This window comes from Enterococcus sp. DIV0008, from assembly GCF_050542615.1.
In the GTDB taxonomy this organism is placed as follows: domain Bacteria; phylum Bacillota; class Bacilli; order Lactobacillales; family Enterococcaceae; genus Enterococcus_D; species Enterococcus_D innesii.
Map to the genome: position 1 here is coordinate 794996 of NZ_CP172937.1, position 24046 is coordinate 819041.

Sequence of the window (24046 nt, forward strand, 5' to 3'; positions counted from 1 at the left end):
ATGCTGAAATTTAATGAACAACAACAAATTGATGATATTCAAGGAATGTTAGCGTTACGTCCAGAAGTTGAAAAATTAGTCGACGCCCTTGACGAAAATGGCTTTGACGCCATCTATTATCTAGGAATTGGCGGTACCTATGCTTCTGCGATGCAAGCTGTCACTTACATTAATGGAAAAAGTGACTTACCGGTTTACGTCCAACATGCGGCAGAATATTATACAACCGGCAACCGTCGTTTGACCAAAGACTCGTTAGTCATCTTGTCCTCTGTTACTGGAACGACACAAGAAGTGGTTAAAGCAGTTGAAGAAATCAAAAAAGTAGGAGCGACATTACTAGGATTTATTGATTCAAAAGGCAGTATTTTGGCGGAACAATGTGACCATGTCATCACGTATCCTGCACCGGGAACCGAACAAATCAAATTCTTTATGGTTGCCGATCGATTGATGAAAAACCATGGGGATTTTCCTGATTACGACGCCTACTATCGAGAATTGGATCAATATTTAGCAAAAGGATTAGTAGAAGCTGAAAAGCAGGCGGATAAATTTGGGCGAGCATTTGCGGAGCAGCATCGTCATGATGCGATGCATTATTTTATCGGTGCGGGAAATCAATGGGGGGCTGTCTATTCTTATGCTATGTGTTATTGGGAGGAGCAAAGCTGGTTGCGTTCAAAATCGATCCATGCTGCTGAGTTTCTTCACGGAACGTTGGAAATCGTTGACGAAACCACACCTGTCACAGTGTTTTTAGGAGAAGACGAGCAACGTCCATTATCAGAAAGAGTAGCTAAATTATTGCCAAGAATTTGTGGAAACTATACATTGATCGATACCAAGGATTATCCTGTTTCAGGAATCAGTGAGAAATATCGCGGCCGAGTGCTGTCCCACTTACTGATGCATTGTGTGACGCAGCGCATTGATGCCTATGTCGAACAAATGAATTGTCACCCAATGGAAATTCGGCGCTACTATCGCCAATTCGAGTACTGATAGAAAACCAAGAGGAATAGGATCGATAGAAAGATAACCCAAAAGAACACTGAAATATAATGTTTCTATGGAGTGGATAGGGAAGCTACCTTAATAAGAAAAAGTGATCTATTCTTAAACTTCATAAATGAAGAACACCTGAATTCATAATTTAACAATGTATAGAGCGTTTCGTTAACTAAATGTTGATGGAACGCTTTTTTGGTATTTATTGGAGGAGCAAAAAGAAACGAAAAGAAAAAGGGAAAGGATTTGAAGGGACTTAAACAGTTACTAAAATCTAATACTTCCTTGTTGATAACAAACTAACGAAAGGCAATTAAGTTAGTTTAAAGTTAACGGGAAAAAGAGGGAGGCTGAATCAAAAGGTTTCTAATATTTGTAATAAATGGCAGCAATCTATCATTGAAAGACGTCTGAGAAGTGGAAGTTCTTCCTAAAAAGTTAGACCGAATTACTTTGATTTTTGAAAAGAGCATAGCTGAACTACTTAGAAGCGAGGTGTTTTTTGGGGATAGAGATAAGTGTTAAGGAGAGTCATATAAGTTTCTGAATGATCAGCAGTGGAGAAGGAAACCCTGGTGCATCTTTTCAAGGTGATAAAAAAAGGCTTAAACAAAAAAATGGAACAGCATAAATGTTTTCGAAATGCTTTCGCACCAACATTTACCTGTTCCGTGGGTTTGGCACCCAATGGGCCGTGAGGGGCTCGAACCCGCGACCCGCTGATTAAGAGTCAGCTGCTCTACCAACTGAGCTAACGGCCCGTACCAAAAGTACTTCATTATCTTAGCACTCCGTTGTTTAAAAATCAATCATTCTTTTGAAAAAAATGTGTGCTTTTTCAGTTGGAAAACAGAGGTTATCTTAAAAAAATACCATTCATTCCCCAATTTCAAATGATAGGAAATTCTTAAAAGATTGATCAGAATGCTTTAAAAACTCAGAAAGCCGTGATAAAATGTATCTAGTTATCGAAACTAGGTGATTAGTTTGTGATAATCTAACCTTCTGTTAGTCAAAATGGAGGATGACATGGAAAAATTACGATCGGACATGAAAACATGGGGCGAATCGCTGCTGGAATTCCATCTGCCTAGGTGGGAAGAATTACCGACCCTGGAACTGTATATGGATCAGGTAATCACTTTGATTGACCAATATTTATCACCAGTGATCCAAACAGAAAAACATCCGCTATTGACCTCGTCTATGGTCAATAATTATGTCAAAAAAGGGATGATCCCCGCACCAGAAAAAAAACGTTACAACCAAAAGCATCTCGCATTTTTGATCGCGATCACGATGCTGAAGCAAGTGTTGACGATTCCAGAAATAAAGACAGGCATCCTTTTTCAAGGGAAAGCTGTCGGAATCAGAAATGCCTATAATGTATTTTGTGAAGAACAAGAAAAAGCAATTCATCTTGTTGGCAAAGAAGCAATGGGAGAGCCCGAGCAAATGGCATCGGAACCAATCCCGATTGAATTAGTGGCCATGAAAGGTGCAACGCGTTCCTTTGCTAATAAATTATTGGCAGAAAAAACAATCGAATTAGAAGTCATTTATTTAGAAACACATAAAGGAGAAGCCCATGAATAAAGAGAAAATTGCCCTATTAGTTGATTCAGGTACCGATGTTCCCGCACAGATCATGGAGCAATACGGCATGTATATGCTGCCATTGCAAATTATTTACAAGGATCGGACCTATACCGATAAAGTTGATATTACTGCCGAAGAAATTTACGAACGTTTGCCGCAAGAGATTCCTAGTACTTCATTACCTGATGGTGCGGCGATCGGGGAAATCTTTGATCGGATCAAAGCCGATGGGTATGAAAAAGTCTTTGCCGTAACCATCTCCAGCGGATTGAGTGGAACGTTTAATGTTGTTCGCCTGTTAGGTGAACAACGGACCGACCTTGAGGTTTTCGTGCTTGATACGAAAAATATCGGAATCGGTGCAGGGCTGCAAGCGATTCGTACAGCAGAACTGTTAGAAAAAGGCGTGACCTGGGAAGAATTGCGGGCACAACTAACGAATGAAGTCCCGAAAAACAAAGTCTTTTTCAACGTAGCTACCTTAGAGTATTTACAAAAAGGCGGCCGGATCGGTCTTGTCGCATCCATCTTAGGTAATGCTTTAAAATTGAATCCCATCATTTCTTGTAATGAAGAGGGAATCTACTATACGGTCGCAAAATCTCGTGGACGGAAGAAAAGCTTGGACAAAACCGTCGACTTGATCAAGCAATTTATCGGTGATCATCGCCATGTGCGTTTAGCTGTGGCCCAAGGTGATGCACTACAAGAAGCCAAAGAGATGAAGGCAAGATTAGAAGCCGAATTTCCAAAGGTCAAAGAAATCTTGTTTGGGCAAATCTCTCCCGCATTAGTTGTCCACACGGGTCCTGGGTTGTTAGGGATCGGTATCCAGCTTTTAGAAGAGTAAAAAAGAAAGGCCCCGTGCCTTTCTTTTTTTGTGCTTTCCTTAAGAATGAGGCGGCGGTTTTTGGGAAAGATGAAAAGCCTGTTTAAATAATGTATAATAAGTAAGAAACCAAAAAAAATTGAGGTGACATTTTTGAAAAAGATCCTAGTCGTGGACGATGAGAAACCAATTTCTGATATCGTCAAATTTAATTTAACCAAAGAAGGATATGAAGTATATACCGCCTATGATGGAGAAGAGGCATTAGAAAAAGTAGCCGAGGTCGATCCTGATCTGATTTTGCTTGATCTGATGTTACCAAAAATGGATGGGTTGGAAGTTGCACGGGAAGTGCGCAAAACCCATGACATGCCGATCATCATGGTCACAGCCAAAGATTCTGAAATCGATAAAGTACTAGGCCTCGAGCTTGGTGCGGACGATTATGTAACCAAACCATTTTCAAACCGGGAATTGGTGGCCCGCGTCAAAGCCAATCTGCGTCGCGGCTCGGCAGCTGCGAAGGAAGCAGACGATAACGCCAACAGCGAATTAACGATTGGTGATTTAACCATTCATCCGGATGCCTACATGGTCACTAAAAATGGTGCAGCCATCGAATTGACGCACCGAGAGTTTGAATTGATGCACTACTTGGCAAAACATCTTGGTCAAGTGATGACCCGGGAGCATTTATTGCAAACGGTTTGGGGCTATGACTACTTTGGTGATGTTCGGACCGTTGACGTGACGGTGCGTCGTTTACGTGAAAAAATCGAAGACAGCCCGAGCCATCCAAATTATTTGGTTACTCGTCGCGGAGTGGGCTATTACTTGCGGAACCCAGAACAGGAATAAGCTATGAAAAATAGAGTTCGCTTTTTTCAATCGGTGAACTTCAAAATCGCCCTGACTTTTATCTTGATCTTATTGATTGCGATCCAGATTATCGGGGCGTATTTTATTCGCGAATTGGAAAGAACAACGGTCGATGCCTTCAAACGCGACATGGAGGCACGGGCCAGTACGTTAGTGGTAACGTTAGGCTCTGAATTGAGTCGAATGGATAATGATGACGGTTTGGATTGGGATTCCATGAATGCTTCCTTGAATCGAATCTTAACGAGTACCAACTCATCGGAAATTTTGGAGATGCGGGTGGTGGATGAGCAAGGGATTATTCGTGCAACCACCAATATCAATGATCGTGGCTCGGTGGGAGAAAAAAATGATTACCGTGATTACGATACGAACCGTAGTGAAGTCCTTTATGATGAATCCAGCGGCCAGCGGGTGTTCAATATCGTACAGTCGATCCAATCACCGACAGGGGATACCGTCTTAGGAACGCTTTATTTACGGAGCAATCTTGAGTCAAAATACAATGAAGTTAGTACAACAGCGGTCATCTTTGTTACCGCTTCGCTAATTGCGGCAGTGATTTCGATCATTGTGGCACTATTGGTCTCTCGTTCCATTACCCAACCAATTGGAGAGATGCGGGAACAAGCGATTCGTATCGCCAAAGGAGATTATAGCCGCAAGGTCGCGATTCATGGAAAAGATGAATTGGGGCAACTGGCGGAAACCTTTAATCAATTAGGGGAACGAATCGAAGAGACCCAAGAGGCGATGGAGTCCGAGCGAAACCGCTTGGACAGCGTCTTGTCTCACATGACAGATGGGGTTGTTGCCACCGACCGACGAGGCAAAGTCATTACCATCAATGAGATGGCGATGTCCTTATTGAATGTCACTAACGAAGAAGCGATCGGGCAGTCGATTTTGACGTTATTGGAAATCGATGAAGAATACACGTTACGAAAGCTTTTGGAAAACCCTGAAGACATGCTATTGGAGCGTCCTAGCAATGATTCGACGGGAACAAATCTGATTTTGCGCATTGATTTCTCCATGATCCGTCGAGAGTCCGGGTTCATTTCCGGTCTAGTTGCCGTAATGCACGATGTCACGGAACAAGAAAAGAATGAGCAGGAACGGCGAGAATTTGTCTCCAACGTTTCTCATGAGTTGCGAACGCCTCTAACGAGTATGCGCAGCTACATCGAAGCGCTGAGTGAAGGGGCTTGGAAAGATCCAGAAATTGCACCGAACTTTCTGAAAGTGACCTTGGATGAAACGGATCGGATGATTCGTATGATCAATGATCTGTTGAGTTTGTCGCGGATGGATAGTGGCAATTCGCAACTGCAGTTAGAATATATCAATTTCAATGAAATGGTTAATTTCGTGTTGGATCGTTTTGACATGATGGTGACGAATGAAAGTAAAAAATATTTGATTCGCCGCGAGTTCACCAAACGAGAATTGTGGGTGGAAGTCGATACGGACAAAATGATCCAAGTGATCGACAACATCATGAATAATGCCATCAAATATTCCCCAGATGGTGGGATTATTACGGTGAAATTGATGGAGACTCATAACAACATCGTCCTTAGCATCAATGACCAAGGACTAGGAATTCCGAAAAAAGATCTCACGAAGATCTTTGATCGTTTTTACCGAGTCGATAAAGCTCGAGCCCGCCAACAAGGAGGCACCGGCTTAGGGTTGGCGATCTCACGTGAAGTCATCAAAGCTCATGGAGGTGCGATTTGGGCGGAAAGTCGAGAAAATCGCGGGTCAACATTTTACATCATGTTGCCGTATGAACCGTATGAGGAGGATTGGTGGGTATGAGAATCTCAGAAAAAATCATTCGTGTAGGCTTGATCGTGATGATCGCCTTGAGTTTTTATTTCTCCTATATGATTTGGCTAAATCCGACCGGGTTCAACAATGCCAGCACGGAAACAGACACTGGCGTCAATCCTTCGGTTCAAACCTACAAACAAAAAAGCGATTTGTTTTTGCCCCTATATCTGACTTGGAATGATGAAGAGGATATCAAAGAAACCAATTCTGAAGCGGTGATTCGAGAGATCCAAGAGGTGATCAACGAGGCAACGATCAGTGATTTGACCCTGCGGACCTATGGTGAGGAACAAGCTTTTTCAAAAGCCCAAGAAGTCAATCAAGGAATATCCTTAAACTACTATACGACGTTTTACTTGAAAGACTACGAGAAAACCTTTGATAAAGAGCTGTCCTTAGAGGACGAAAGTGAAACAGAGGATTTTCCGTTTTCTCGCATCCAGTTTGATCTCGAAGAAAACACGATCCAATTTGTTGACTTTACCCATCAACGAGTAGTTCGAGGCAAGATCGACTGGGATAAAAGCCAAGTAAAACACTTACTGGCAGACAATCCTCGGGAATGGACGGCAATGAGGACTGATCAAGAACGATCCAGCAATCAATATTATACGCAAGATTCGATCAAGCTGAAAAAATACAGCTACTATTCTTCGACACAGTCTCAGAGTTTATTTCGAGAAGCCTTTTTCAGCAATCCTAAAAACGTCAAAATCAATGATGAAAGTGTCGATACCTACTATTATGAAGGTGGGCAAAACATGACGGTCTTGCAAGATCAACAGCAAGTCAAGTTTGAAACCACCACAGATGGTTCCGATGAAACGGATCTGGCGATGTTGAGTGCGGATTATATTATTCGTTTAGGCAACAATTTTGGGACGATCCGCTATTTTGATCAACAAGACAAGCACTTGGATTATCGGGTTTTCGTTGAAGGCTATCCAGTCTTTAGTACTGGTGGTCAAGGGGTGATCAGTGTGGCTTTTTCAGAAAGTGGTCAGACCGGCAGTCGGGAAATGACGATTTCTGCCAGCTTGAACGCGATCCAAGTGCCGATTCCTTCTGAAACGGAGATTGAATTGCCCTCTAGTTTGTCGGTCAAAAATGAGCTGATTGCGGCAGGGGCTGATCCTGAATTGTTGCAACAGATCATCGTCGGCTATCAATGGGGGGAGATCAAAGATGCACCACTTGTTGATTTGACGCCTGCTTGGTATGTCAATTATGACTCGTCTTGGATCAGTTATGATGCATTAATGACAAAATTAGCAGAAACGGAGGAGAATTAATTGGATTTTAAACGAATCGAATGGATTTTTTTCCTCGCTTTTCTTGGCCTGAATGTCTTCCTTTTCAATGTCTACAGTGAGGCTCGCAGCGAGCATCAGATGGTTTCACAATCAAACCAAACGATTCCTATCGAACAACGACTCGATTCTGAGGACATTCGGTATTCTGGCGAATTATCAGATGAGGTCTTGAGTGGCTATTATTTGAGCGGTGAACAGACGGATTTTGATGTGGAACTACGAGATCCGCAACTTAATACTCAGTTCAAAAGAGGGTCGACGGTCAAAGGGCAGCAGTTGATCCATGTCTCAACCAATGGCTTTTATATCAGTGATGATTCCCAAACGGAAGAAACCGTCAATGGTTTTTTGCAACGAAAAGATCAAGTCCTGTTTGGGGATGAATATGACTATTTGGAAAACCTCTCTGTCTTGAACGCCAATCATCCGACCGTGGTGGCGGTTCAATCCTATGAAGGCATTCCTTTCAATGACAGCTCAAGTCGAATCGATATCACCTTAGAACAAACGGATGATCTTTTGCAGATTGCCCGTTACACGCAAACACATATCTCCAATATTACGCCTCTAAGGGAAAAGATGACGGTCTATTCAGAAAAAGAAGCAGTAAATACACTTTATCTGAACAATAAGCTGCCGAGTCACTCGAAAATTCTCTGGACGGAATTAGCCTATACGATGATTTTAAAAGTTAGGGAAAAAAATGTGTATATTCCTGCATGGTTTATTGCTTTCCAATTAGATGGCGATGACACCATCCAAATCGAAACGGTCAATGCCTTCAGCAATCGGATCATCACGAATAATGCCGTTCAAAAGGTAGAAAATCCATAAAAAAGCGGGTATAATGGAACTCGTTGAAACAACCAGAGAGGAAGTCACGTAAACCATGATGAAGGAAAATGCCTTTCAAGTAAGTATTCTAGCCAGCGGAAGCTCAGGGAATTCGCTCTATATCGAAAGCAATAAAAAGCGGATCTTAGTGGATGCCGGTTTGAGCGGCAAGAAGATCACTTCATTATTGGATGAAGTAGGGCGTAAACCAGAAGACTTGGACGCCATTCTTGTGACCCACGAACACCGGGATCATATCCACGGTGTCGGAGTGCTGGCGCGAAAATACAAACTTGATGTCTATGCGAATACAAAAACATGGCAAGCGATGGACCCAATGATCGGCAACGTCGCTGTCGAACAAAAACACATCTTTGAGATGGGAAAAGTGCTAACTTTGGGTGACTTGGACATCGAAAGCTTTGGTGTCTCCCACGATGCTGCAGCGCCACAATTTTATCGTTTCCATAAAGACGGCAAATCATTCGTGATGCTGACGGATACTGGTTATTGCAGTGATCATGTGCGAGGCATCATCAAAGGCGCCGATGCATACCTTGTGGAAAGCAACCATGACCTAGAAATGCTGCGAATGGGCCCTTACCCATGGAGCCTCAAGCAGCGGATTCTTGGAGATCGCGGTCACTTATCGAATGAAGATGGGGCTCTGGTCATGACGGACATCTTGACCGACAACACCAAACGGGTCTATCTTGGTCATTTAAGTAAAGAAAACAACCTGAAAGAGTTGGCGCACTTAACGATGGTCAACACCATGAAAGAACATGATCTAGGTGTTGGAGAAACGTTTGAAGTCTATGATACCGATCCTGACAAAGCGACGGAATTATTTGCGATCTAATCGATCATCAGAGGGATGAATTTGTTGGGTGGAGGCAGTGGGATGTTTGATGAAGAAAAAATCAAGACTTTGAACGAGCTGGAAATGGCAGTTTATAAATACATTGTCCAGCATTTTGAAGAGATCGATCAGCTGACGATTCGCGAATTGTCAGCTGCATGCCACGTCTCAACGTCGACGATTTTACGATGTATCACGAAATTGGGCTATCGTGGATATTCAGAGTTAAAGTATGCGATCTGTCAAAAAAAGGAACAAGACGCACGAGCGTTTGATCTTTTCTATGATGCAACGATTCAAGTCAATACATTCTTAAAAAAAGTCAATAATGAAGATTACCGTAAGTTTATCCAGCCGGCAGTAGAACTGATTCTTTCCGCACGCCATGTGGCGTTTTCAGGAATCGGCACAAGTGGGATTCTTGGTACTTATGGCAGTCGCTATTTTGCCAACTTAGGTATCAATGCTTATAGCATCGTCGATCCCTTTTTGCCAGTACCGCCTCGTGGGATGGAAAATACGTTAGCGATCATTTTATCGGTGTCGGGTGAAACCATTCAAATGATCAAGCAAACGGAGGACTTTAAACGGTATGGGGCAAAAGTACTCAGCATCACCAATGATGAAAAATCGACGATCGCCCAAATGGCCGATTACAATATTTCCTACTATATGCCTGTTGTCAGTGGAGGAAAAGAAGTCGATTTGAACCTGACGACGCAAGTCCCGGTGATTACACTGATCGAACTTTTAGCCCATCAAGTCTACAAGCAAATCTAAGTGATCGTAAAAAAACAGCTTCGGCTGTTTTTTTTGTTGGAACATGTTTCATATCTCAGAGAAGCTATAGGCAAGGAGCGTATTATCCATTAAGATTTATTTGTAAGCGAATTCATCGGCCGGTGGATAGAATTTTATTTTAGGAGTGATGTGAGATGAACGAATGGATCAATGAGAAATTATTACCCCCAATATTAAAATTTGTCAATACGAAAGCAATTACTGCATTAAGGAACGGCATGCTCTATACGATGCCCTTTTCAATCGTAGGATCGATTTTCCTACTATTAGCAAACTTTCCCGTCCAGTCGATTGCGGATTGGGTAACGAATAGCGGCTTAGGTGAATATTTCAACCAAGCCTATGGCGCCTCTTTTGCAATTATGGCCTTTTTCGCCGTAATGGGTATCGCCTATTCATATGTAAAAGCAGAAGGTTATGAAGGACTCCCTGCAGGAATGATTGGTTTAGTTATTTTCTTATTAACTATGGAGTCAAGTGTGACGGATGCTGAAACAAGTGTGACCATCGCAAATGTCATTGATAAAACATGGACCGGTGGACAAGGCATGATCAGTGCCATCTTAGTGGGACTTTTTGTGGGCTGGGGCTATACGTGGTTCTTAAAACGCGACATCCGGATCAAACTGCCAGAACAAGTACCCACCAATGTCGCAAACTCATTTACAGCGTTGATTCCGGCAGCTGTTTTGACGACCATCGCATTAGGCATTTATGTTTTCTTTGATAAGGTCTTTCAGACAACCGTGGTCGAATGGATCTACACCGTGATTCAAAGTCCGATGCAAGGGGTGACGGATTCCCTTGGCGGTGCCTTGATGCTAGGCTTCTTAGTGCCATTCTTGTGGTTCTTCGGGGTTCATGGTTCGACGATCGTGGGCGGTATCATGGGGCCGATTTTACAAGCCAATTCATTAGCAAATACGGCTATTCTTGAATCTGGTAAAGCATTGACATTGGAAAATGGCGGACACATCGTGACCCAACAGTTTTTGGATCAATTTATGACGGTAACTGGTGCAGGAATGACAATTGGCATCGTGCTATACATGGTGGCTTTTGCCCGTTCAGCGCAGTTCAAACAATTAGGACGTCTCTCCCTGATCCCAGCATTCTTTAATATCAATGAACCAATTATTTTTGCGACACCGATCGTCATGAACCCAATCATGGTATTACCATTTATTTTGACACCGATGGTATCAGGCGTGATCACGTATTTTGCACTTTATACCGGTATCGTACCGCTATTTACTGCTGTGCAAGTTCCGTGGACGACCCCGCCGATCATTTCAGGATTTCTAGTAGGGGGCATCCGTACCGCTATTTTACAATTTGTTGTTTTAGCAATCGGCTTCTTTATTTACTATCCTTTCATTCGTAAGGTCGATAGTTTGAACTATAAACAAGAAACAGAGATCGTTTAATACCAAGGAAGCAGGTTGAATAGAAATGAATAAACTAAGAAGCGATTTTTTATGGGGTGGCGCAGTCGCTGCTCACCAATTGGAAGGCGGCTATCGTGCGGGTGGAAAAGGCGTGAGTGTTGCTGATGTCATGACTGTCGGAGGCAACGGAATTCCTCGCCGAATCACGGAAGGTATCCAACCGGGCGAAAGCTATCCCAATCATGAAGCGATCGATTTTTATCATCGGTATCCTGAAGACATCAAGCTTTTTGCCGAATTAGGGTTGAAGTGCTTCCGAACATCGATTGCCTGGACCCGTATTTTTCCAAAGGGGGATGAGCGCGAGCCGAATGAGGAAGGCCTGGCCTTTTATGATCAATTATTCGATGAGTGTTTACGCTATGGCATTGAGCCAGTCATTACCCTGTCTCACTTTGAAATGCCTTATCATTTAGTGACCGAATACGGAGGTTGGCGTAACCGTAAATTGATCGATTTGTTTGTCCGCTTTGCAGAAGTTTGTTTTACGCGCTATCAAAAGAAAGTGAAGTATTGGATGACCTTCAATGAAATCAATAATCAAGCAAACTATAAAGAAGATTTTGCGCCATTTACCAATTCTGGTCTGTTCTTTACGGAAGGAGAAGACCGAGAAAAAGTCATGTACCAAGCAGCTCATTACGAGCTCGTTGCCAGTGCAAAAGCGGTGGCGCTAGGACATGCGATCAATCCTGCGTTTCAAATCGGATCGATGATCGCGATGTGCCCAATCTATCCGTATTCTTGCGATCCCAAAGACATGATGGCAGCCACGGTGGCCATGCAGCGGCGCTATTGGTTTTCAGATGTTCATGCCCGTGGGCACTATCCGAGTTATATGCGCAGCTATTTTGAAAGAAAACAATTTGATTTAGATATCACCCCTGAAGATGAAGCAGCTTTGGCAAAAGGCTGTGTTGACTACATGGGTTTTAGCTACTATATGTCTTTTGCGATCAAAGGCAAGGAGAATGATCCAACCTATGACTATGATGAGAGCCAAGATCTGGTGGACAATCCTTATGTCGATGCTTCTGAATGGGGCTGGCAGATTGATCCCGTAGGCTTGCGCTATGCCATGAACTGGTTTAACGAACGCTACGAATTGCCGCTTTTCATTGTAGAAAATGGCTTTGGTGCGGTGGATACGGTGGAAGAGGATGGACAGATCCACGATGACTACCGTATTGACTACCTAAAAGCCCATATCGAAATGATGAAAGAAGCAGTAGCTTATGATGGCGTCGACTTATTAGGTTATACACCGTGGGGCATCATTGACTTGGTTTCTGCGGGGACAGGGGAAATGAAGAAACGCTATGGTGTGATCTATGTGGACAAAGACAATGAAGGAAATGGAACCCTTGCTCGTCGGAAGAAAGATTCATTTGCATGGTATCAGCAAGTGATTGCGTCCAATGGCACGAAGGTCTAAAGAAAAAAACGTTACGCAAAATTTCTGCGTAGCGTTTTTTCTTTAGGGCATTTGGATATAGCCGTAATGAAGCAATAACTGAATAATAATCACTAAAGTGTTCATTCCCACATGGGTGATCATGGAAGTCCAAATACTGCCGGTCAAAGCATACAGCCCAGAAAAGAACAGTCCTAAGAAAATATAGACTAAGAGATGATTGTCATTGTGGGCAAAGGCAAAGGCTACGGCGCTGACCACTACACCGACCCAAACATTGCTGTATTTCCCAATGATGCCAACTAAGGCTCTGCGGAAGACAAATTCCTCCATAATTGGCCCACCGACCATTGCTGCGAGAGCAAAGAGTGGGTTTTGCACCACGATGGCAATAATGTTTTCGGTATTTTGCGAAGCGCTGACTTCTCCGAAAAAGGATTCGATAAAGATGGCTAGATTTTGCAACAAAATCGCTGCGACAATGCCTGTTAGCCCGTAAATAAGAATCGCTGAGACTTTGGTTTTTTTGTGTTCAAACGATAGCGGTTCTGTTTGTTTGAAATACAAGAAAAACATGATCGCTGCACCAGCTAAGTAACCGATCGTCGTTGCTGCTACTTGATGTCCGCTAGGGACGAAGGCGATCGGTAGAAAAAAGACGATGCCGTAAGTAAGAATCGTGGCTAAAGAATATTTTGATAAAGACATAGTTGTTTCCTCACACTCCTTTGCTTCATTATAGACTAGGTTGCTTCTAGAAACAAAAAATCCTACTATATTTATCAATCAATTAGAAATGCAAAAAAAAATTTAGCAAAAGGCTTGCAAAAATTTGGGAAAATGAGTAATATTGAAACTGTAAGTTAGCACTCGATACAAGAGAGTGCTAATGCTAAATTCTATAACATTCATTGGAGGGATTTATCGTGTTAAGACCATTAGGTGATCGTGTGATTATCGAAGTCGCAAAAGAAGAAGAAAAAACTGTAGGCGGAATCGTGCTTGCATCAGCAGCAAAAGAAAAACCACAAACGGGTACCGTTATTGCAGTCGGCGAAGGACGCACGCTCGAAAACGGTGAAAAAGCTCCTGTTGCTGTCAACGTTGGCGAACAAGTAATGTTCGAAAAATACGCTGGCACAGAAGTGAAATATGAAGGAACAGAATATTTGATCGTTGCTGCAAAAGATATCATTGCAGTAGTAGAATAAGAAAAATAAAAAATACTTGAGGTGATGAAATCATGGCAAAAGAAATCAAATTTGCAGAAGACGCACGCGCAGCAATGCTTCGTGGGGTAGATAAATTAGCAGATACAGTAAAAGTAACCTTAGGCCCTAAAGGTCGTAACGTGGTTTTAGAAAAATCTTACGGTTCACCATTGATCACAAATGACGGTGTAACGATCGCTAAAGAAATCGAATTAGAAGATCATTTTGAAAACATGGGCGCAAAACTTGTTTCTGAAGTCGCTTCAAAAACAAACGATATCGCTGGTGACGGAACAACGACTGCTACGTTATTGACACAAGCAATCGTTCGTGAAGGATTGAAAAATGTCACCGCTGGTGCGAACCCATTAGGTATTCGTCGTGGGATCGAAATGGCAACAAAAGTGGCTGTAGAAGAGCTACACAACATTTCATCAATCGTTGATTCAAAAGAAGCAATCGCACAAGTTGGTGCTGTTTCTTCTGGTAGTGAAAAAGTTGGACAATACATCGCTGATGCAATGGAAAAAGTCGGCAATGACGGTGTTATCACTATTGAAGAATCAAAAGGGATTGAAACAGAATTAGATGTTGTGGAAGGAATGCAATTTGATCGTGGTTACTTATCACAATACATGGTAACTGACAACGATAAAATGGAAGCAGCGTTAGAAAATCCATACATCTTGATCACTGACAAAAAAATCTCTAACATCCAAGATATCTTGCCATTGTTAGAACAAATCTTACAACAATCAAAACCATTATTGATTATCGCTGATGACGTTGATGGCGAAGCATTACCAACACTTGTATTGAACAAAATCCGTGGAACATTCAATGTTGTTGCAGTGAAAGCACCAGGATTTGGTGACCGTCGTAAAGCAATGCTAGAAGACATTGCGATCTTAACTGGTGGTACAGTGATCACTGAAGACTTAGGTCTTGAGCTGAAAGATGCAACCATCGATAACTTAGGTCAAGCAAGCAAAGTGGTTGTGGATAAAGACAACACAACAATCGTTGAAGGTGCTGGTGAAAAAGAAGCAATTGACGCACGCGTTCAATTGATCAAAAACCAAATCGCTGATACAACTTCTGACTTTGACCGTGAAAAACTACAAGAACGCTTAGCAAAACTTGCTGGTGGGGTTGCAGTGATCAAAGTTGGGGCACCAACTGAAACTGAATTGAAAGAATTGAAATTACGTATTGAAGATGCATTGAATGCAACACGTGCCGCTGTGGAAGAAGGCATGGTCTCAGGTGGGGGAACTGCCTTAGTCAATGTCATCAACAAAGTTACAGAAATCGAAACAGATGGCGATGCAGCAACAGGTGTCAAAATCGTTTTACGTGCCTTAGAAGAACCAGTTCGTCAAATTGCTGAAAATGCAGGCTACGAAGGTTCAGTCATCATCGACAAATTGAAAAACGCTGACTTAGGCGTTGGTTTCAATGCAGCAACTGGCGAATGGGTAAACATGCTAGAAGCTGGTATCGTTGACCCAACAAAAGTGACGCGTTCTGCATTACAAAACGCAGCTTCTGTTGCCGCATTATTGTTAACAACTGAAGCAGTCGTTGCCGACAAACCAGAACCAGCAGCACCAGCAGCTCCTGCAATGGACCCATCAATGGGTATGGGCGGCATGATGTAAGCAAGCCTTGAGAACTCCTCTTTTGAGGGGTTCTTTTTTTGTGCGATCAAAAAATACTTCAGCACAGAAAAAGACAAAAAACCTTTCTTCTTAGTATTCTAAGCACCAAAGAATTGGTTCATTGCTTGAATCAAAGGAGAAAGGATTGGTAGATATGAGCTATCTATTTGTCTTGTAATGGCAGCGTGTTTTCTAAGGAAAGTCAATTACAACCGTTCCCAAAATCCCTGCGCAAAGCCAGTACTAAATTCGTAGAGAACCGGCAGTATCACCGAAACACATAAGACGAGAAAGACCATTTTCTGAACATCTGTTAATTGTTTGAGGAAATGGTTTTTTGTGAATAATAAATACGCGATACAGATAACGGAAAGCAGCTGCAAGAGATCAAATAAAATGGACAAGAAAATCACCTTTTCTGATTAGATTGAATGGACGATAGAATGATGGATTATCTTAACATAGAGCAAAGGGTTGAATGATATGGTTCTGAGAAAACGTGAAGATCAACGTTTATAAAGAAACGGTATTTCGACGCCAAAGAATGCGAAGATCCCGCTTAAAAGAAAGTAAGTCAATAAGCCTAGATAAAAAAGGACTTTCCAATTCAATTTCTTTTTCATTCGATCCACTCCTTTTGTGTATCATAGCATAAAAAAACGATAATATAAATAAATAATTTAAAGATGCAAATTTGCATTTTTTAGCAAGTGTAAGCTCTCTCAAGCTACATTTTCGCTATCTTGAAAAACCTGAGCTAAAATAGAAAGAGGAACAAAATCATGGCTCACTTTGATTTTTAAATGAACAACGAGTCGAAAGAAGGAGACATTTCTTTGAAAAAACCATGGATAAAACGCAAAAAGAAGCAAAACGAAAATGAATTATTAACGGAACAGTCCGTTCAAGTCGAGCAAAGTCAAACGAGAGAAGAGCTGCAAGAAGAAGCGGAGTTTACTTCTTTTTTTGCGGATGTCATGAAGCGAATGCCGAAAAAATCGGCTGCCCTTGTGATGAAAGGCTATGACGGATCAAAAGCCCAGGCGGAAAAAGTGTTAGCGAAAAGTAAGGATCAATTTGATCAGGTGTTTGAGGAGTTTTTGGTGGGAGTAGATGATGAAACGCGAAAAAAAGCCCACCGCACGATCCATGCGGCTTCTTTAACGGCGGCGATCATCGGCTGTTCACCGATTCCCTTTTCAGACGCAGTGTTACTTGTACCGGTTCAAATGACGATGATGGCACGTTTGTATCGTATTTTTGGGCGAACATGGCGTGAAGGGTTAGCGAAAAGTATTTCGAAAGAGCTAGTCGTTGTGAGTTTTGGTCGCAGTGCCGTTGGCAATATCTTGAAATTTGTCCCAGCAGTCGGCACCGTTGCTGGAGCTGCGATCAATGCCAGTGTGGCTAGTGGTATCACCGAAGCATTAGGCTGGGTGACGGTCAAGATGCTGAATGATGGGGAAGATGTGTTTGAGCAAGTGATGTCCTTTAAAGGCCAATTTCACACGCTGTTCAATGCGTTGAAAGTTGGCAAGAAATCCAAGTGAGACAAACAGAAGAAGAACGAAGCAGGTCCAGAGGACTTGCTTTTGTTGCTTCTTTTTCTTCACAGCAAATAAATAGTTATTTTAAAGGAGTGAGTAAAATGAAACAACGAGTGACACGGGAAGAAGTCAAAGAACGGTTGGTCACCGATGCGTATTTTCAAAAAGGTCGTTCCGCTTTAAAGACCCGCCAAACGATTTTGACGATTCTTGCTTGGCTGATGGTCTTGGTTCCTTTTGTCTGGCTGGCCATTCCGCTGACTTTACCGAATCTGGCGGATCGGATTGCCTTTCGGACATATCTGGAAGAAGCAGTGACTTTTGATTTTTTGGCGTTGTTTTTAGGAATTTCTTTTTTGGTCTTGGTTCTGACATTTACTTTGTTGACCTTGAGGAACAACCGCCGCTTCAAACGATTGCTGCAAAAGCAATCGATGCATGATGAAGCTGCTTTGGAAAAACGCAAAGAGTTGCTAGAAGCATTTTACGAAGAACGCTTCGGGACGAAAGAAGAACGCCATGGGGCAAAATACTACGCGGTTGCACCGGAGCAAAACATCGGAGAAAGAGAGATCCAAGAACTTTTCCGTAGAAATGGGGTGGGCTGATGGTTGTCAATTTTGATACTGGGTTCCCGTGGTTGGATACATTTTTAACAGTCGTTTTAATGATTCTGTTCACGTATCCCATTTTAGGTGGCTTTGCTTGGTTCATCGGGGTGATCTGCAATCGTTTTTTGTTCCGTTATCGTCAGTTAGAGTGGATACCGATCCCCGAAGAGATCGAGCCGATGATCACCATTATGGTGCCGGCTCATAATGAAGAAGTCGTCATTGAAGACACGATTCATTATTTAATGAACAATCTAAACTACAGCAACTATGAGGTGTTGGTGACGGATGACGGCTCAACGGATCAAACTCCTGTGATACTGGATCGCTTGATGGAACAGTACCCGAATCTAAGGGTTTTGTGTATCGAAAAAAACCAAGGGAAAGCTCATGCCTTTAATATTGGGGTAGGGTTTGCCAATGGGGAATTGATCTTGAGTAACGACGCAGATACGGTCCCTGAACCTGATGCATTGTGGAAATATGTCAATTATTTTATCCGTCAAGATTCCATCAATATCTCTGCTATTACGGCGAATATGGACGTTCAAAATCGCACAACCATCGTCGGGAAATCACAAACCGTTGAATTTTCAAGTATCGTAGGAATTATCAAACGGACCCAGCAAGCCGTTTTCGGCGTCATCTATGCCTATAGCGGTGCCAACACAATGTATCGTAGAGCCGCATTGATGGATGTTGGTCTCTTTCGACAAAATCGTGCCACGGAAGATATCAGTATTGCCTGGGATCATCAATTCCGTGGTTGGTTGTCACTATTTGCGTCACGAGTGATGTTTTTCATGGAGGTGCCAGAAACACTCAAGATGCTCTATCGGCAACGGAAACGCTGGGCGAAAGGCGGAACGGAAGTGTGGTTGACCAATTTTAAAAAAGTGTTCTTACACCCTTTTGAAAATATCGGTCGAACCGCCATGTTTGTGGATCAGTCCTTAAGTATTATCTGGTCATTCTTTTTCTGGTTGTCTTCGGCTTTGTTTGTTTTTTATCTGATTTATTATGGGGCAACTGGGAATTACGAGCGGATCTACCATATGTTTACGATGGCCTTTCTCTTCGTTTGTTTTGAGATGATTGCGGGGGTCATGCAGCTATTTACCAGCCTCTTGGCGGATGATAACCGCAGCAAGCTGAAATATTTCCGTTTTGCCCCTTTTTACATGCTGTTTTACTGGATGATCAATGCCATAACGATCGTCACTACCTTTATTCCAGCCGTCAAGACCATCCTTGGCTACGGTAGCGGCGTTTGGGTCAGCCCTGAGCGAACGGCGAAAAAAAACGAAGAATCTTAACGAATTCACCTTCCCTGGACAATAAAAACAAGTCTGAGTTTTCTTCAGACTTGTTTTTTTGCCATTAAGGTTCAGAAAGATAGTAAATCTCACGATTTTGGTATGGATAACGAGTTTGCGAAAATTCGAAGGGCCGTCCGTCGGAGAGACGAGCAACTTGTTCTAATTCTAAGATCGGATCATTGGGATCGACTTCTAAATATTTGATATCATAGGAATCTGCTTTGTCGGCACGGATTTTACGTATGGCGGGACCTATTTTGAGATGTAAGGAATCAGTGATATATCGATAGATCGAGTGTTCAAGGATCGCCATATCAATATCGGGAATGGTTTTGATGGGCATGATCGTGTACTCCAATTCAAAGGGTTCGTTATCAACATAGCGCAGTCGTACGATATCATAAACAGGTTCGTTTTCTCGCAAGGACAAGTAATCCATTTCGTTGGCTTCTGGAAAACGAACATTGAAACTAATGATTTTACTTTGCACTTTATGCCGCCCGCCATATCGGTTGACTAGACCAATATACTCATTGATCTGTCCTTGATAGGTCGCTGAATTGACATAGGTGCCATGACCTCTTTTGGTAGAAATCAGGCCTTCTTGCTTCAATTGATTTAGCGCTTTTTGGATCGTCATTCGCGAGGTTTGAAATCGTTTGGCTAACGCAGTCTGTTCCGGTAATTTTGATAAAGCTGGAAAAACACCTTCATAAATGTTCGTCCGCAACTGATCAACGATCTCTTTGTATTTTGTCATAGTCATCACTCCTTATGTAAAAAAATTCATGGACTTGAGTTTTGTTTGAAGGGGATAAAAACAAGCTCTATCACCAAAGAATCAACTGCAATTCACATGTACAGAAAAAGCTTTACATGTGTTTTCGAAAAATTTACATGCCGATTTCATCTAATTATAATAGGTTTTATAAGCGAATACAAACAATGGAGGGATCAATATGACAACTTTTTACTGGGGGAACAGTGTCAGCAGTATGCAAACAGAAGGTGGTTGGAATGAAGGTGGTAAAAGCTTATCCGTTTATGATATACGGGAAGCTTCGGAACAGGCTAGCGATTGGCATGTAGCAAATGATAACTATCATGCGTATACAGAAGACTTTGATTATATGCAAGATTTGGGGATGAACATGTATCGTTTCCAAATTTCTTGGTCAAGGGTCGTTCACGATGGAGATGGTGCCTTTAATGAAGAAGGGATCGCCTATTACGATCGTTTTATTGATGATCTGTTAGCTCGAGGAATCGAGCCCATGATTTGTTTGTATCATTTTGATATGCCCCTGCATCTGGCGAAAACCTATAACGGGTTCATCAGCAAAGAAGTGAAGGACGCATTCATTCGCTTTGGAAAAGAAATGGTGGATCGTTTTGTGGATAAAGTCCATTATTGGTTAACCTTTAACGAACAAAATCTATTCCACCAAGACCATGGTTTTAAGATCAGCGGCTATTTAGAAGGGGAAGAAACAACAGAAGAATTGTATCAAATTTTCCACAATGTCATGGTTTGCCATGCAGAGATCTGTAACTATCTTCATGAAACAACAAATGCGAAGATTGGCGGCATGCTGGCGTATTCTGAAGCGTATCCAGCGACTTGTCGTCCACAAGACATCAAAGCAGCAAGAGAGTTTGATGAATTTGCGAATTTTACTTTATTAGATTGCTATGCGCACGGCAAGTATTCGGCAGCACAAGACCGATACGTGAAAAATCATCAACTCAATATGAATATTTTACCTGGGGAATTAGAAGCGATCGCAGCGCAGAAAAATGATTACATTGCCTTTAGCTATTATGCTTCTTCTACCTTGAATGCTGAAAAAATTCCTGAAGGAACGCCGCCGAATCGGTACATGACTTTTGGAAAACAAGACAATCCGTATATTGAAACAACGGAATGGAACTGGCAAATTGATCCGCTGGGCTTCCGTGATGTCTTAAATAAAGTCTATCAGCGGTATCGGTTGCCAGTGTTTCCGATTGAAAACGGAATTGGTGTCAGAGAGCATTGGAATGGCAACGAACCGATTCAAGATGATTACCGTATTGCCTACCATCAAGAGCATATTCGAGCGATGTTTGAAGCGATGGTGGAAGATGGAGTGGTCTGCCTTGGTTATCTTGGCTGGGGACTGATCGACATTTTGAGCTCCCAAGGTGATATGGAGAAACGATACGGACTTGTGTATGTCAATCGTGGCAATCATGAGTTGCGAGATATGAAACGTGTGCCGAAAAAATCGTATGAATGGTTCAAAGAAGTGATCAAAACGAATGGTAGTACGATCTATACAAACCCATATACAGAATAGGAGGAACAGAAAATGGCAGCAGAAAAGCGCACGTTTTTAGATAAATTTACAGAGTTTTCGGTCCGTCTCGGCAATCAGGTTCATCTCAAAAGTCTTCGTGATGCGTTTGCGACCTTAATGCCTGCCTTTATTATCGCAGGGATCGCTGTGTTGTTTAATAATGTCTTTTTTCCATGGTTTTTACAAGGGGCTGCCTTGGCGCGAATGCAAGTGTTTGGCAATTCCATCACCAATGGAACATTGAATATCGCCGGTCTGCTGATCGCCCCGATGATCGCTTATTTTCTTTGCCGCAACAAAAATAATCCGAGCGCCATCAATGCAACCTTTGTGGCAACGACTTGCTTAGTGGTCATGTTGGCGATGGCTCATGCCGTGATGCCAGAAGGCGCCCAAGCAGAAGTGACCATCAGTGGTGTGATGCTTTTTGACGATGTCGGGACCAAAGGGATGTTTTCAGGCATCATTTGTGGGTTAGTTGCCACGGAATTATTTATTCGACTGTCAGAAAACAAGCACTTAAAAATCAATTTAGGGGATCAAGTTCCTCCTGCCGTCAGCAAATCCTTCAGTACGTTGATCCCTGCTATTTTAGTGATTTCCTTCTTTGCCGTAGTTGCGACCGTGCTAGCAGCCTTTGATACCGATCTGATTCAAATCATTTCCACAGTGATCCAAGAACCACTGCGTTTATTGAACACATCGATTTTGGGTTCTTGATCATCTATTCAACGGGCAACTTTCTGTTTACTTTAGGCATTCACCAAACCGTCATCAATGGCACCTTATTAGATCCATTGCTGTTAGTCAATATGAATGAAAACATGCAAGCCGTGCAAGAAGGCGCTGCGCCGCCCAATATCTTAAATTCAGCATTCGTGACGGTTTTCGCACAACTAGGCGGGACTGGATTTACGATCAGTTTGATCATTGCAGTGCTCTTATTCGTCCGCAATTACCAACCTTTTCGGGATGTCGTCAATCTATCCTTAGCTCCGGGTATTTTTAATATCAACGAGCCAATCATCTTTGGTTTACCGATCGTCTTCAATTTACCAATGATCATTCCCTTCGTTGCAAGTCCAATTGTTGCAACGTTGATTGGCTACTTTGCTACCGCAGTAGGATTCATTGAGCCACTTTCAGTCATGGTTCCTTGGACGACACCGCCAATTCTTAGTGCATTATTGGCATCAAAAGGGGATTTCAAAGTTGTTATGGTTCAAGTGATCATCATCGTCGTTTGTGTAGCAATCTATTTTCCATTTTTAAAAATCGCTCAACGGGTTGCAATCAAATCTGCTGAATTGGAGCGGGCAGAATAAACAAAACAGAATGAATCCTATACTAGAGTGACCTACAAAAGTTAGAACAAAATTCTAACGTTTTGGGGGTCACTATTTTTTGAGGTGATTTTTTTACTAAGTTTCTATTTTGAACTTTAATTAAATGGTATACTATCCCAAAAGGAGCGACTATGAAACTTTCAGAAATGCAAAAAGCGATTTATCAAAACAAAATCGATCACCAATTCAATGTCACAAATATTGAAAAAGAGTTTTTGGCTTTATATGCTGAAGTAGGGGAAGCCTTTGACGCGTATCGGAAGCAACAAGAGGTAGGAGAAGAATTGGCGGATGTGGCGATTTATCTTCTTGGGTTAGCGGAAATCCTTTCCATCGATCTTGAAGCAGAGATTAATAAAAAAATGGCCGTCAACCAAAAGCGTCGTTATACGAGTTATGGCAATGGCTATGCCAAACGAATCGATAATTGATACACACACAAAAACTAGTGGATTCCTCGAGTATAGGCCCTTACCGAAATAGAAATGGAAGCAGGAGATAGGATGGAAAAGAACGTAAGCATGCGTGAATTAACCACGGCGGATTTAGCAGAAGTCGTGGACCACTATATTGCCGTATTTTCAGCAGAACCATGGAATGACCAATTGACAGTGCCGCAAATCACCGACTATGTATCTTCAATGATGGCAATGAATACTTTTATTGGTTATCGACTAACAGACCGAGCATCGAATGAATTGATTGGTCTTTCATTAGGCTTTATCAAGCCCTGGTATCAAGGAAAAGAGTATGTGATCGATACCTTTTTAATTACTGGCACGCATCAAGGAAAAGGCCTTGGTTCCACTTTTTTAGAAAGGATCAAAGAGGATCTGCTCAAGAAAGAGATTCCAACGATCCTGTTAGATACCGAAGAAAGTATGCCAGCAGCGGATTTTTATAAAAAGAATGGCTTTAAACCGCTACCAGATAATGTAAGCTATTATTTATCTCTAGAATAATAATAGCTTGTCAATAAATAAAAAAGTCTGCGAAAAAATCGCAGGCTTTTTAGTTATGCACAGTTTCAACAGGTTTATCCACAATATGTTGTAGGAACATGTTTTCGCCTACTAAATATTGGGTGTGTGGTTTTTAGAAAAGGATTTCAAAGAGATTCTTATGGACCAATGAGCGTAAAAGTGAAAAAAGTACTGAAACGCTTATAGAATATAGCAAAATT

The 24046-nt window shown here is 42.1% G+C and carries 22 protein-coding genes, 1 tRNA gene and 1 pseudogene; 20 read left to right on the forward strand and 4 right to left on the reverse strand.

Annotation, left to right across the window (positions count from 1 at the left end; all coding sequences use genetic code 11):
• Positions 1-1005: an SIS domain-containing protein gene (locus tag IGI84_RS03695; protein ID WP_081118362.1), complete on the forward strand. Its 1005-nt coding sequence runs from the start codon at positions 1-3 to the stop codon at positions 1003-1005.
• 694 nt (positions 1006-1699) lie between these two features.
• Here IGI84_RS03695 and IGI84_RS03700 read toward each other — a convergent pair.
• Positions 1700-1772 (reverse strand) — tRNA-Lys (locus IGI84_RS03700).
• A gap of 268 nt (positions 1773-2040) precedes the next feature.
• Here IGI84_RS03700 and IGI84_RS03705 point away from each other — a divergent pair.
• From IGI84_RS03705 to IGI84_RS03750, 10 genes are all read left to right on the forward strand, one after another.
• Complete coding sequence (locus IGI84_RS03705; protein WP_140965717.1) at positions 2041-2607, forward strand: DUF1836 domain-containing protein; 567 nt, start codon at positions 2041-2043, stop codon at positions 2605-2607.
• Positions 2600-3460: a DegV family protein gene (locus tag IGI84_RS03710; RefSeq protein ID WP_220426642.1), complete on the forward strand. Its 861-nt coding sequence runs from the start codon at positions 2600-2602 to the stop codon at positions 3458-3460. The genes IGI84_RS03705 and IGI84_RS03710 overlap by 8 nt, the downstream gene beginning before the upstream one ends.
• 132 nt (positions 3461-3592) lie before the next feature.
• The gene (yycF, locus tag IGI84_RS03715; RefSeq protein WP_010747607.1) at positions 3593-4297 is read left to right on the forward strand and encodes a response regulator YycF; all 705 of its coding nucleotides are present in this window, start codon (positions 3593-3595) and stop codon (positions 4295-4297) included.
• 3 nt (positions 4298-4300) lie between these two features.
• Complete coding sequence (gene walK / locus IGI84_RS03720; protein ID WP_220426641.1) at positions 4301-6142, forward strand: cell wall metabolism sensor histidine kinase WalK; 1842 nt, start codon at positions 4301-4303, stop codon at positions 6140-6142.
• Positions 6139-7449 (forward strand): YycH family regulatory protein, encoded by a 1311-nt coding sequence (locus IGI84_RS03725; RefSeq protein WP_325907568.1) that lies wholly within the window; start codon positions 6139-6141, stop codon positions 7447-7449. Before walK ends, IGI84_RS03725 begins: the two co-directional genes overlap by 4 nt.
• Positions 7450-8304: a two-component system regulatory protein YycI gene (locus IGI84_RS03730; RefSeq protein ID WP_081118365.1), complete on the forward strand. Its 855-nt coding sequence runs from the start codon at positions 7450-7452 to the stop codon at positions 8302-8304. It begins immediately after the preceding gene.
• 55 nt (positions 8305-8359) lie between these two features.
• Positions 8360-9166 carry an MBL fold metallo-hydrolase gene (locus IGI84_RS03735; protein WP_005231151.1) on the forward strand — a complete coding sequence of 269 codons (807 nt, stop codon included), beginning with the start codon at positions 8360-8362 and terminating at the stop codon, positions 9164-9166.
• Positions 9167-9208: 42 nt separating this feature from the next.
• Positions 9209-9946, forward strand: coding sequence for a MurR/RpiR family transcriptional regulator (locus IGI84_RS03740; RefSeq protein ID WP_034872439.1), 738 nt, complete (start codon positions 9209-9211; stop codon positions 9944-9946).
• Between the two features lie 155 nt (positions 9947-10101).
• Positions 10102-11394 (forward strand): PTS sugar transporter subunit IIC, encoded by a 1293-nt coding sequence (locus tag IGI84_RS03745; RefSeq protein WP_081118367.1) that lies wholly within the window; start codon positions 10102-10104, stop codon positions 11392-11394.
• A 25-nt stretch (positions 11395-11419) separates the two neighbouring features.
• Positions 11420-12850 carry a 6-phospho-beta-glucosidase gene (locus tag IGI84_RS03750; protein WP_430600773.1) on the forward strand — a complete coding sequence of 477 codons (1431 nt, stop codon included), beginning with the start codon at positions 11420-11422 and terminating at the stop codon, positions 12848-12850.
• Between the two features lie 42 nt (positions 12851-12892).
• Here the strand turns inward: IGI84_RS03750 and IGI84_RS03755 are convergent, their stop codons facing one another.
• Positions 12893-13537: a CPBP family intramembrane glutamic endopeptidase gene (locus IGI84_RS03755; protein WP_269924382.1), complete on the reverse strand. Its 645-nt coding sequence runs from the start codon at positions 13535-13537 to the stop codon at positions 12893-12895.
• Positions 13538-13755: 218 nt separating this feature from the next.
• Here IGI84_RS03755 and groES point away from each other — a divergent pair, with 218 nt between their 5' ends.
• Positions 13756-14040: a co-chaperone GroES gene (groES, locus tag IGI84_RS03760; protein ID WP_005225291.1), complete on the forward strand. Its 285-nt coding sequence runs from the start codon at positions 13756-13758 to the stop codon at positions 14038-14040.
• 32 nt (positions 14041-14072) lie between these two features.
• The gene (groL, locus tag IGI84_RS03765) at positions 14073-15701 is read left to right on the forward strand and encodes a chaperonin GroEL (RefSeq protein WP_430600774.1); all 1629 of its coding nucleotides are present in this window, start codon (positions 14073-14075) and stop codon (positions 15699-15701) included.
• A gap of 206 nt (positions 15702-15907) precedes the next feature.
• On the opposite strand, the gene IGI84_RS03770 is transcribed toward groL, so the two are convergent.
• Positions 15908-16105, reverse strand: coding sequence for a hypothetical protein (locus tag IGI84_RS03770; protein ID WP_430600775.1), 198 nt, complete (start codon positions 16103-16105; stop codon positions 15908-15910).
• Between the two features lie 399 nt (positions 16106-16504).
• Between IGI84_RS03770 and IGI84_RS03775 the strand changes: the two genes are divergently transcribed.
• From IGI84_RS03775 to IGI84_RS03785, 3 genes are all read left to right on the forward strand, one after another.
• Positions 16505-17251: a YcjF family protein gene (locus IGI84_RS03775; protein WP_005225303.1), complete on the forward strand. Its 747-nt coding sequence runs from the start codon at positions 16505-16507 to the stop codon at positions 17249-17251.
• Positions 17252-17349: 98 nt separating this feature from the next.
• Positions 17350-17856 carry a hypothetical protein gene (locus IGI84_RS03780; protein WP_142963158.1) on the forward strand — a complete coding sequence of 169 codons (507 nt, stop codon included), beginning with the start codon at positions 17350-17352 and terminating at the stop codon, positions 17854-17856.
• On the forward strand, positions 17856-19175 hold the full coding sequence (locus IGI84_RS03785; protein WP_430600776.1) for a glycosyltransferase family 2 protein: 1320 nt from the start codon (positions 17856-17858) through the stop codon (positions 19173-19175). Before IGI84_RS03780 ends, IGI84_RS03785 begins: the two co-directional genes overlap by 1 nt.
• A 64-nt stretch (positions 19176-19239) precedes the next feature.
• On the opposite strand, the gene IGI84_RS03790 is transcribed toward IGI84_RS03785, so the two are convergent.
• On the reverse strand, positions 19240-19938 hold the full coding sequence (locus tag IGI84_RS03790) for a GntR family transcriptional regulator (protein WP_034868333.1): 699 nt from the start codon (positions 19936-19938) through the stop codon (positions 19240-19242).
• Positions 19939-20137: 199 nt separating this feature from the next.
• Between IGI84_RS03790 and IGI84_RS03795 the strand changes: the two genes are divergently transcribed.
• The 4 genes and pseudogenes from IGI84_RS03795 (at position 20138) to IGI84_RS03810 (ending at position 23825) form a co-directional block, all read left to right on the forward strand.
• Complete coding sequence (locus tag IGI84_RS03795) at positions 20138-21517, forward strand: glycoside hydrolase family 1 protein (RefSeq protein ID WP_430600778.1); 1380 nt, start codon at positions 20138-20140, stop codon at positions 21515-21517.
• 12 nt (positions 21518-21529) lie between these two features.
• Positions 21530-22842, forward strand: a pseudogene (locus IGI84_RS03800) (PTS sugar transporter subunit IIC).
• Between the two features lie 152 nt (positions 22843-22994).
• Positions 22995-23294, forward strand: coding sequence for a MazG-like family protein (locus tag IGI84_RS03805; RefSeq protein WP_430600779.1), 300 nt, complete (start codon positions 22995-22997; stop codon positions 23292-23294).
• A 72-nt stretch (positions 23295-23366) separates the two neighbouring features.
• Positions 23367-23825 carry a GNAT family N-acetyltransferase gene (locus IGI84_RS03810; RefSeq protein ID WP_005225310.1) on the forward strand — a complete coding sequence of 153 codons (459 nt, stop codon included), beginning with the start codon at positions 23367-23369 and terminating at the stop codon, positions 23823-23825.
• Positions 23826-24046 lie beyond the last annotated feature (221 nt).

What these genes read in the sequence shown, in the direction of transcription:
- IGI84_RS03775 (WP_005225303.1), top strand. Translation starts at nt 16,505, where the DNA reads ATGAACAACGAGTCGAAAGAAGGAGACATTTCTTTGAAAAAACCATGG.
- IGI84_RS03750 (WP_430600773.1), top strand. Translation starts at nt 11,420, where the DNA reads ATGAATAAACTAAGAAGCGATTTTTTATGGGGTGGCGCAGTCGCTGCT.
- IGI84_RS03805 (WP_430600779.1), top strand. Translation starts at nt 22,995, where the DNA reads ATGAAACTTTCAGAAATGCAAAAAGCGATTTATCAAAACAAAATCGAT.
- IGI84_RS03780 (WP_142963158.1), top strand. Translation starts at nt 17,350, where the DNA reads ATGAAACAACGAGTGACACGGGAAGAAGTCAAAGAACGGTTGGTCACC.
- IGI84_RS03790 (WP_034868333.1), bottom strand. Translation starts at nt 19,938, where the DNA reads ATGACAAAATACAAAGAGATCGTTGATCAGTTGCGGACGAACATTTAT.
- IGI84_RS03785 (WP_430600776.1), top strand. Translation starts at nt 17,856, where the DNA reads ATGGTTGTCAATTTTGATACTGGGTTCCCGTGGTTGGATACATTTTTA.
- IGI84_RS03725 (WP_325907568.1), top strand. Translation starts at nt 6,139, where the DNA reads ATGAGAATCTCAGAAAAAATCATTCGTGTAGGCTTGATCGTGATGATC.
- IGI84_RS03710 (WP_220426642.1), top strand. Translation starts at nt 2,600, where the DNA reads ATGAATAAAGAGAAAATTGCCCTATTAGTTGATTCAGGTACCGATGTT.
- walK (WP_220426641.1), top strand. Translation starts at nt 4,301, where the DNA reads ATGAAAAATAGAGTTCGCTTTTTTCAATCGGTGAACTTCAAAATCGCC.
- IGI84_RS03810 (WP_005225310.1), top strand. Translation starts at nt 23,367, where the DNA reads ATGGAAAAGAACGTAAGCATGCGTGAATTAACCACGGCGGATTTAGCA.
- IGI84_RS03695 (WP_081118362.1), top strand. Translation starts at nt 1, where the DNA reads ATGCTGAAATTTAATGAACAACAACAAATTGATGATATTCAAGGAATG.
- groL (WP_430600774.1), top strand. Translation starts at nt 14,073, where the DNA reads ATGGCAAAAGAAATCAAATTTGCAGAAGACGCACGCGCAGCAATGCTT.
- IGI84_RS03735 (WP_005231151.1), top strand. Translation starts at nt 8,360, where the DNA reads ATGATGAAGGAAAATGCCTTTCAAGTAAGTATTCTAGCCAGCGGAAGC.
- IGI84_RS03745 (WP_081118367.1), top strand. Translation starts at nt 10,102, where the DNA reads ATGAACGAATGGATCAATGAGAAATTATTACCCCCAATATTAAAATTT.
- IGI84_RS03795 (WP_430600778.1), top strand. Translation starts at nt 20,138, where the DNA reads ATGACAACTTTTTACTGGGGGAACAGTGTCAGCAGTATGCAAACAGAA.
- IGI84_RS03705 (WP_140965717.1), top strand. Translation starts at nt 2,041, where the DNA reads ATGGAAAAATTACGATCGGACATGAAAACATGGGGCGAATCGCTGCTG.
- IGI84_RS03740 (WP_034872439.1), top strand. Translation starts at nt 9,209, where the DNA reads ATGTTTGATGAAGAAAAAATCAAGACTTTGAACGAGCTGGAAATGGCA.
- IGI84_RS03755 (WP_269924382.1), bottom strand. Translation starts at nt 13,537, where the DNA reads ATGTCTTTATCAAAATATTCTTTAGCCACGATTCTTACTTACGGCATC.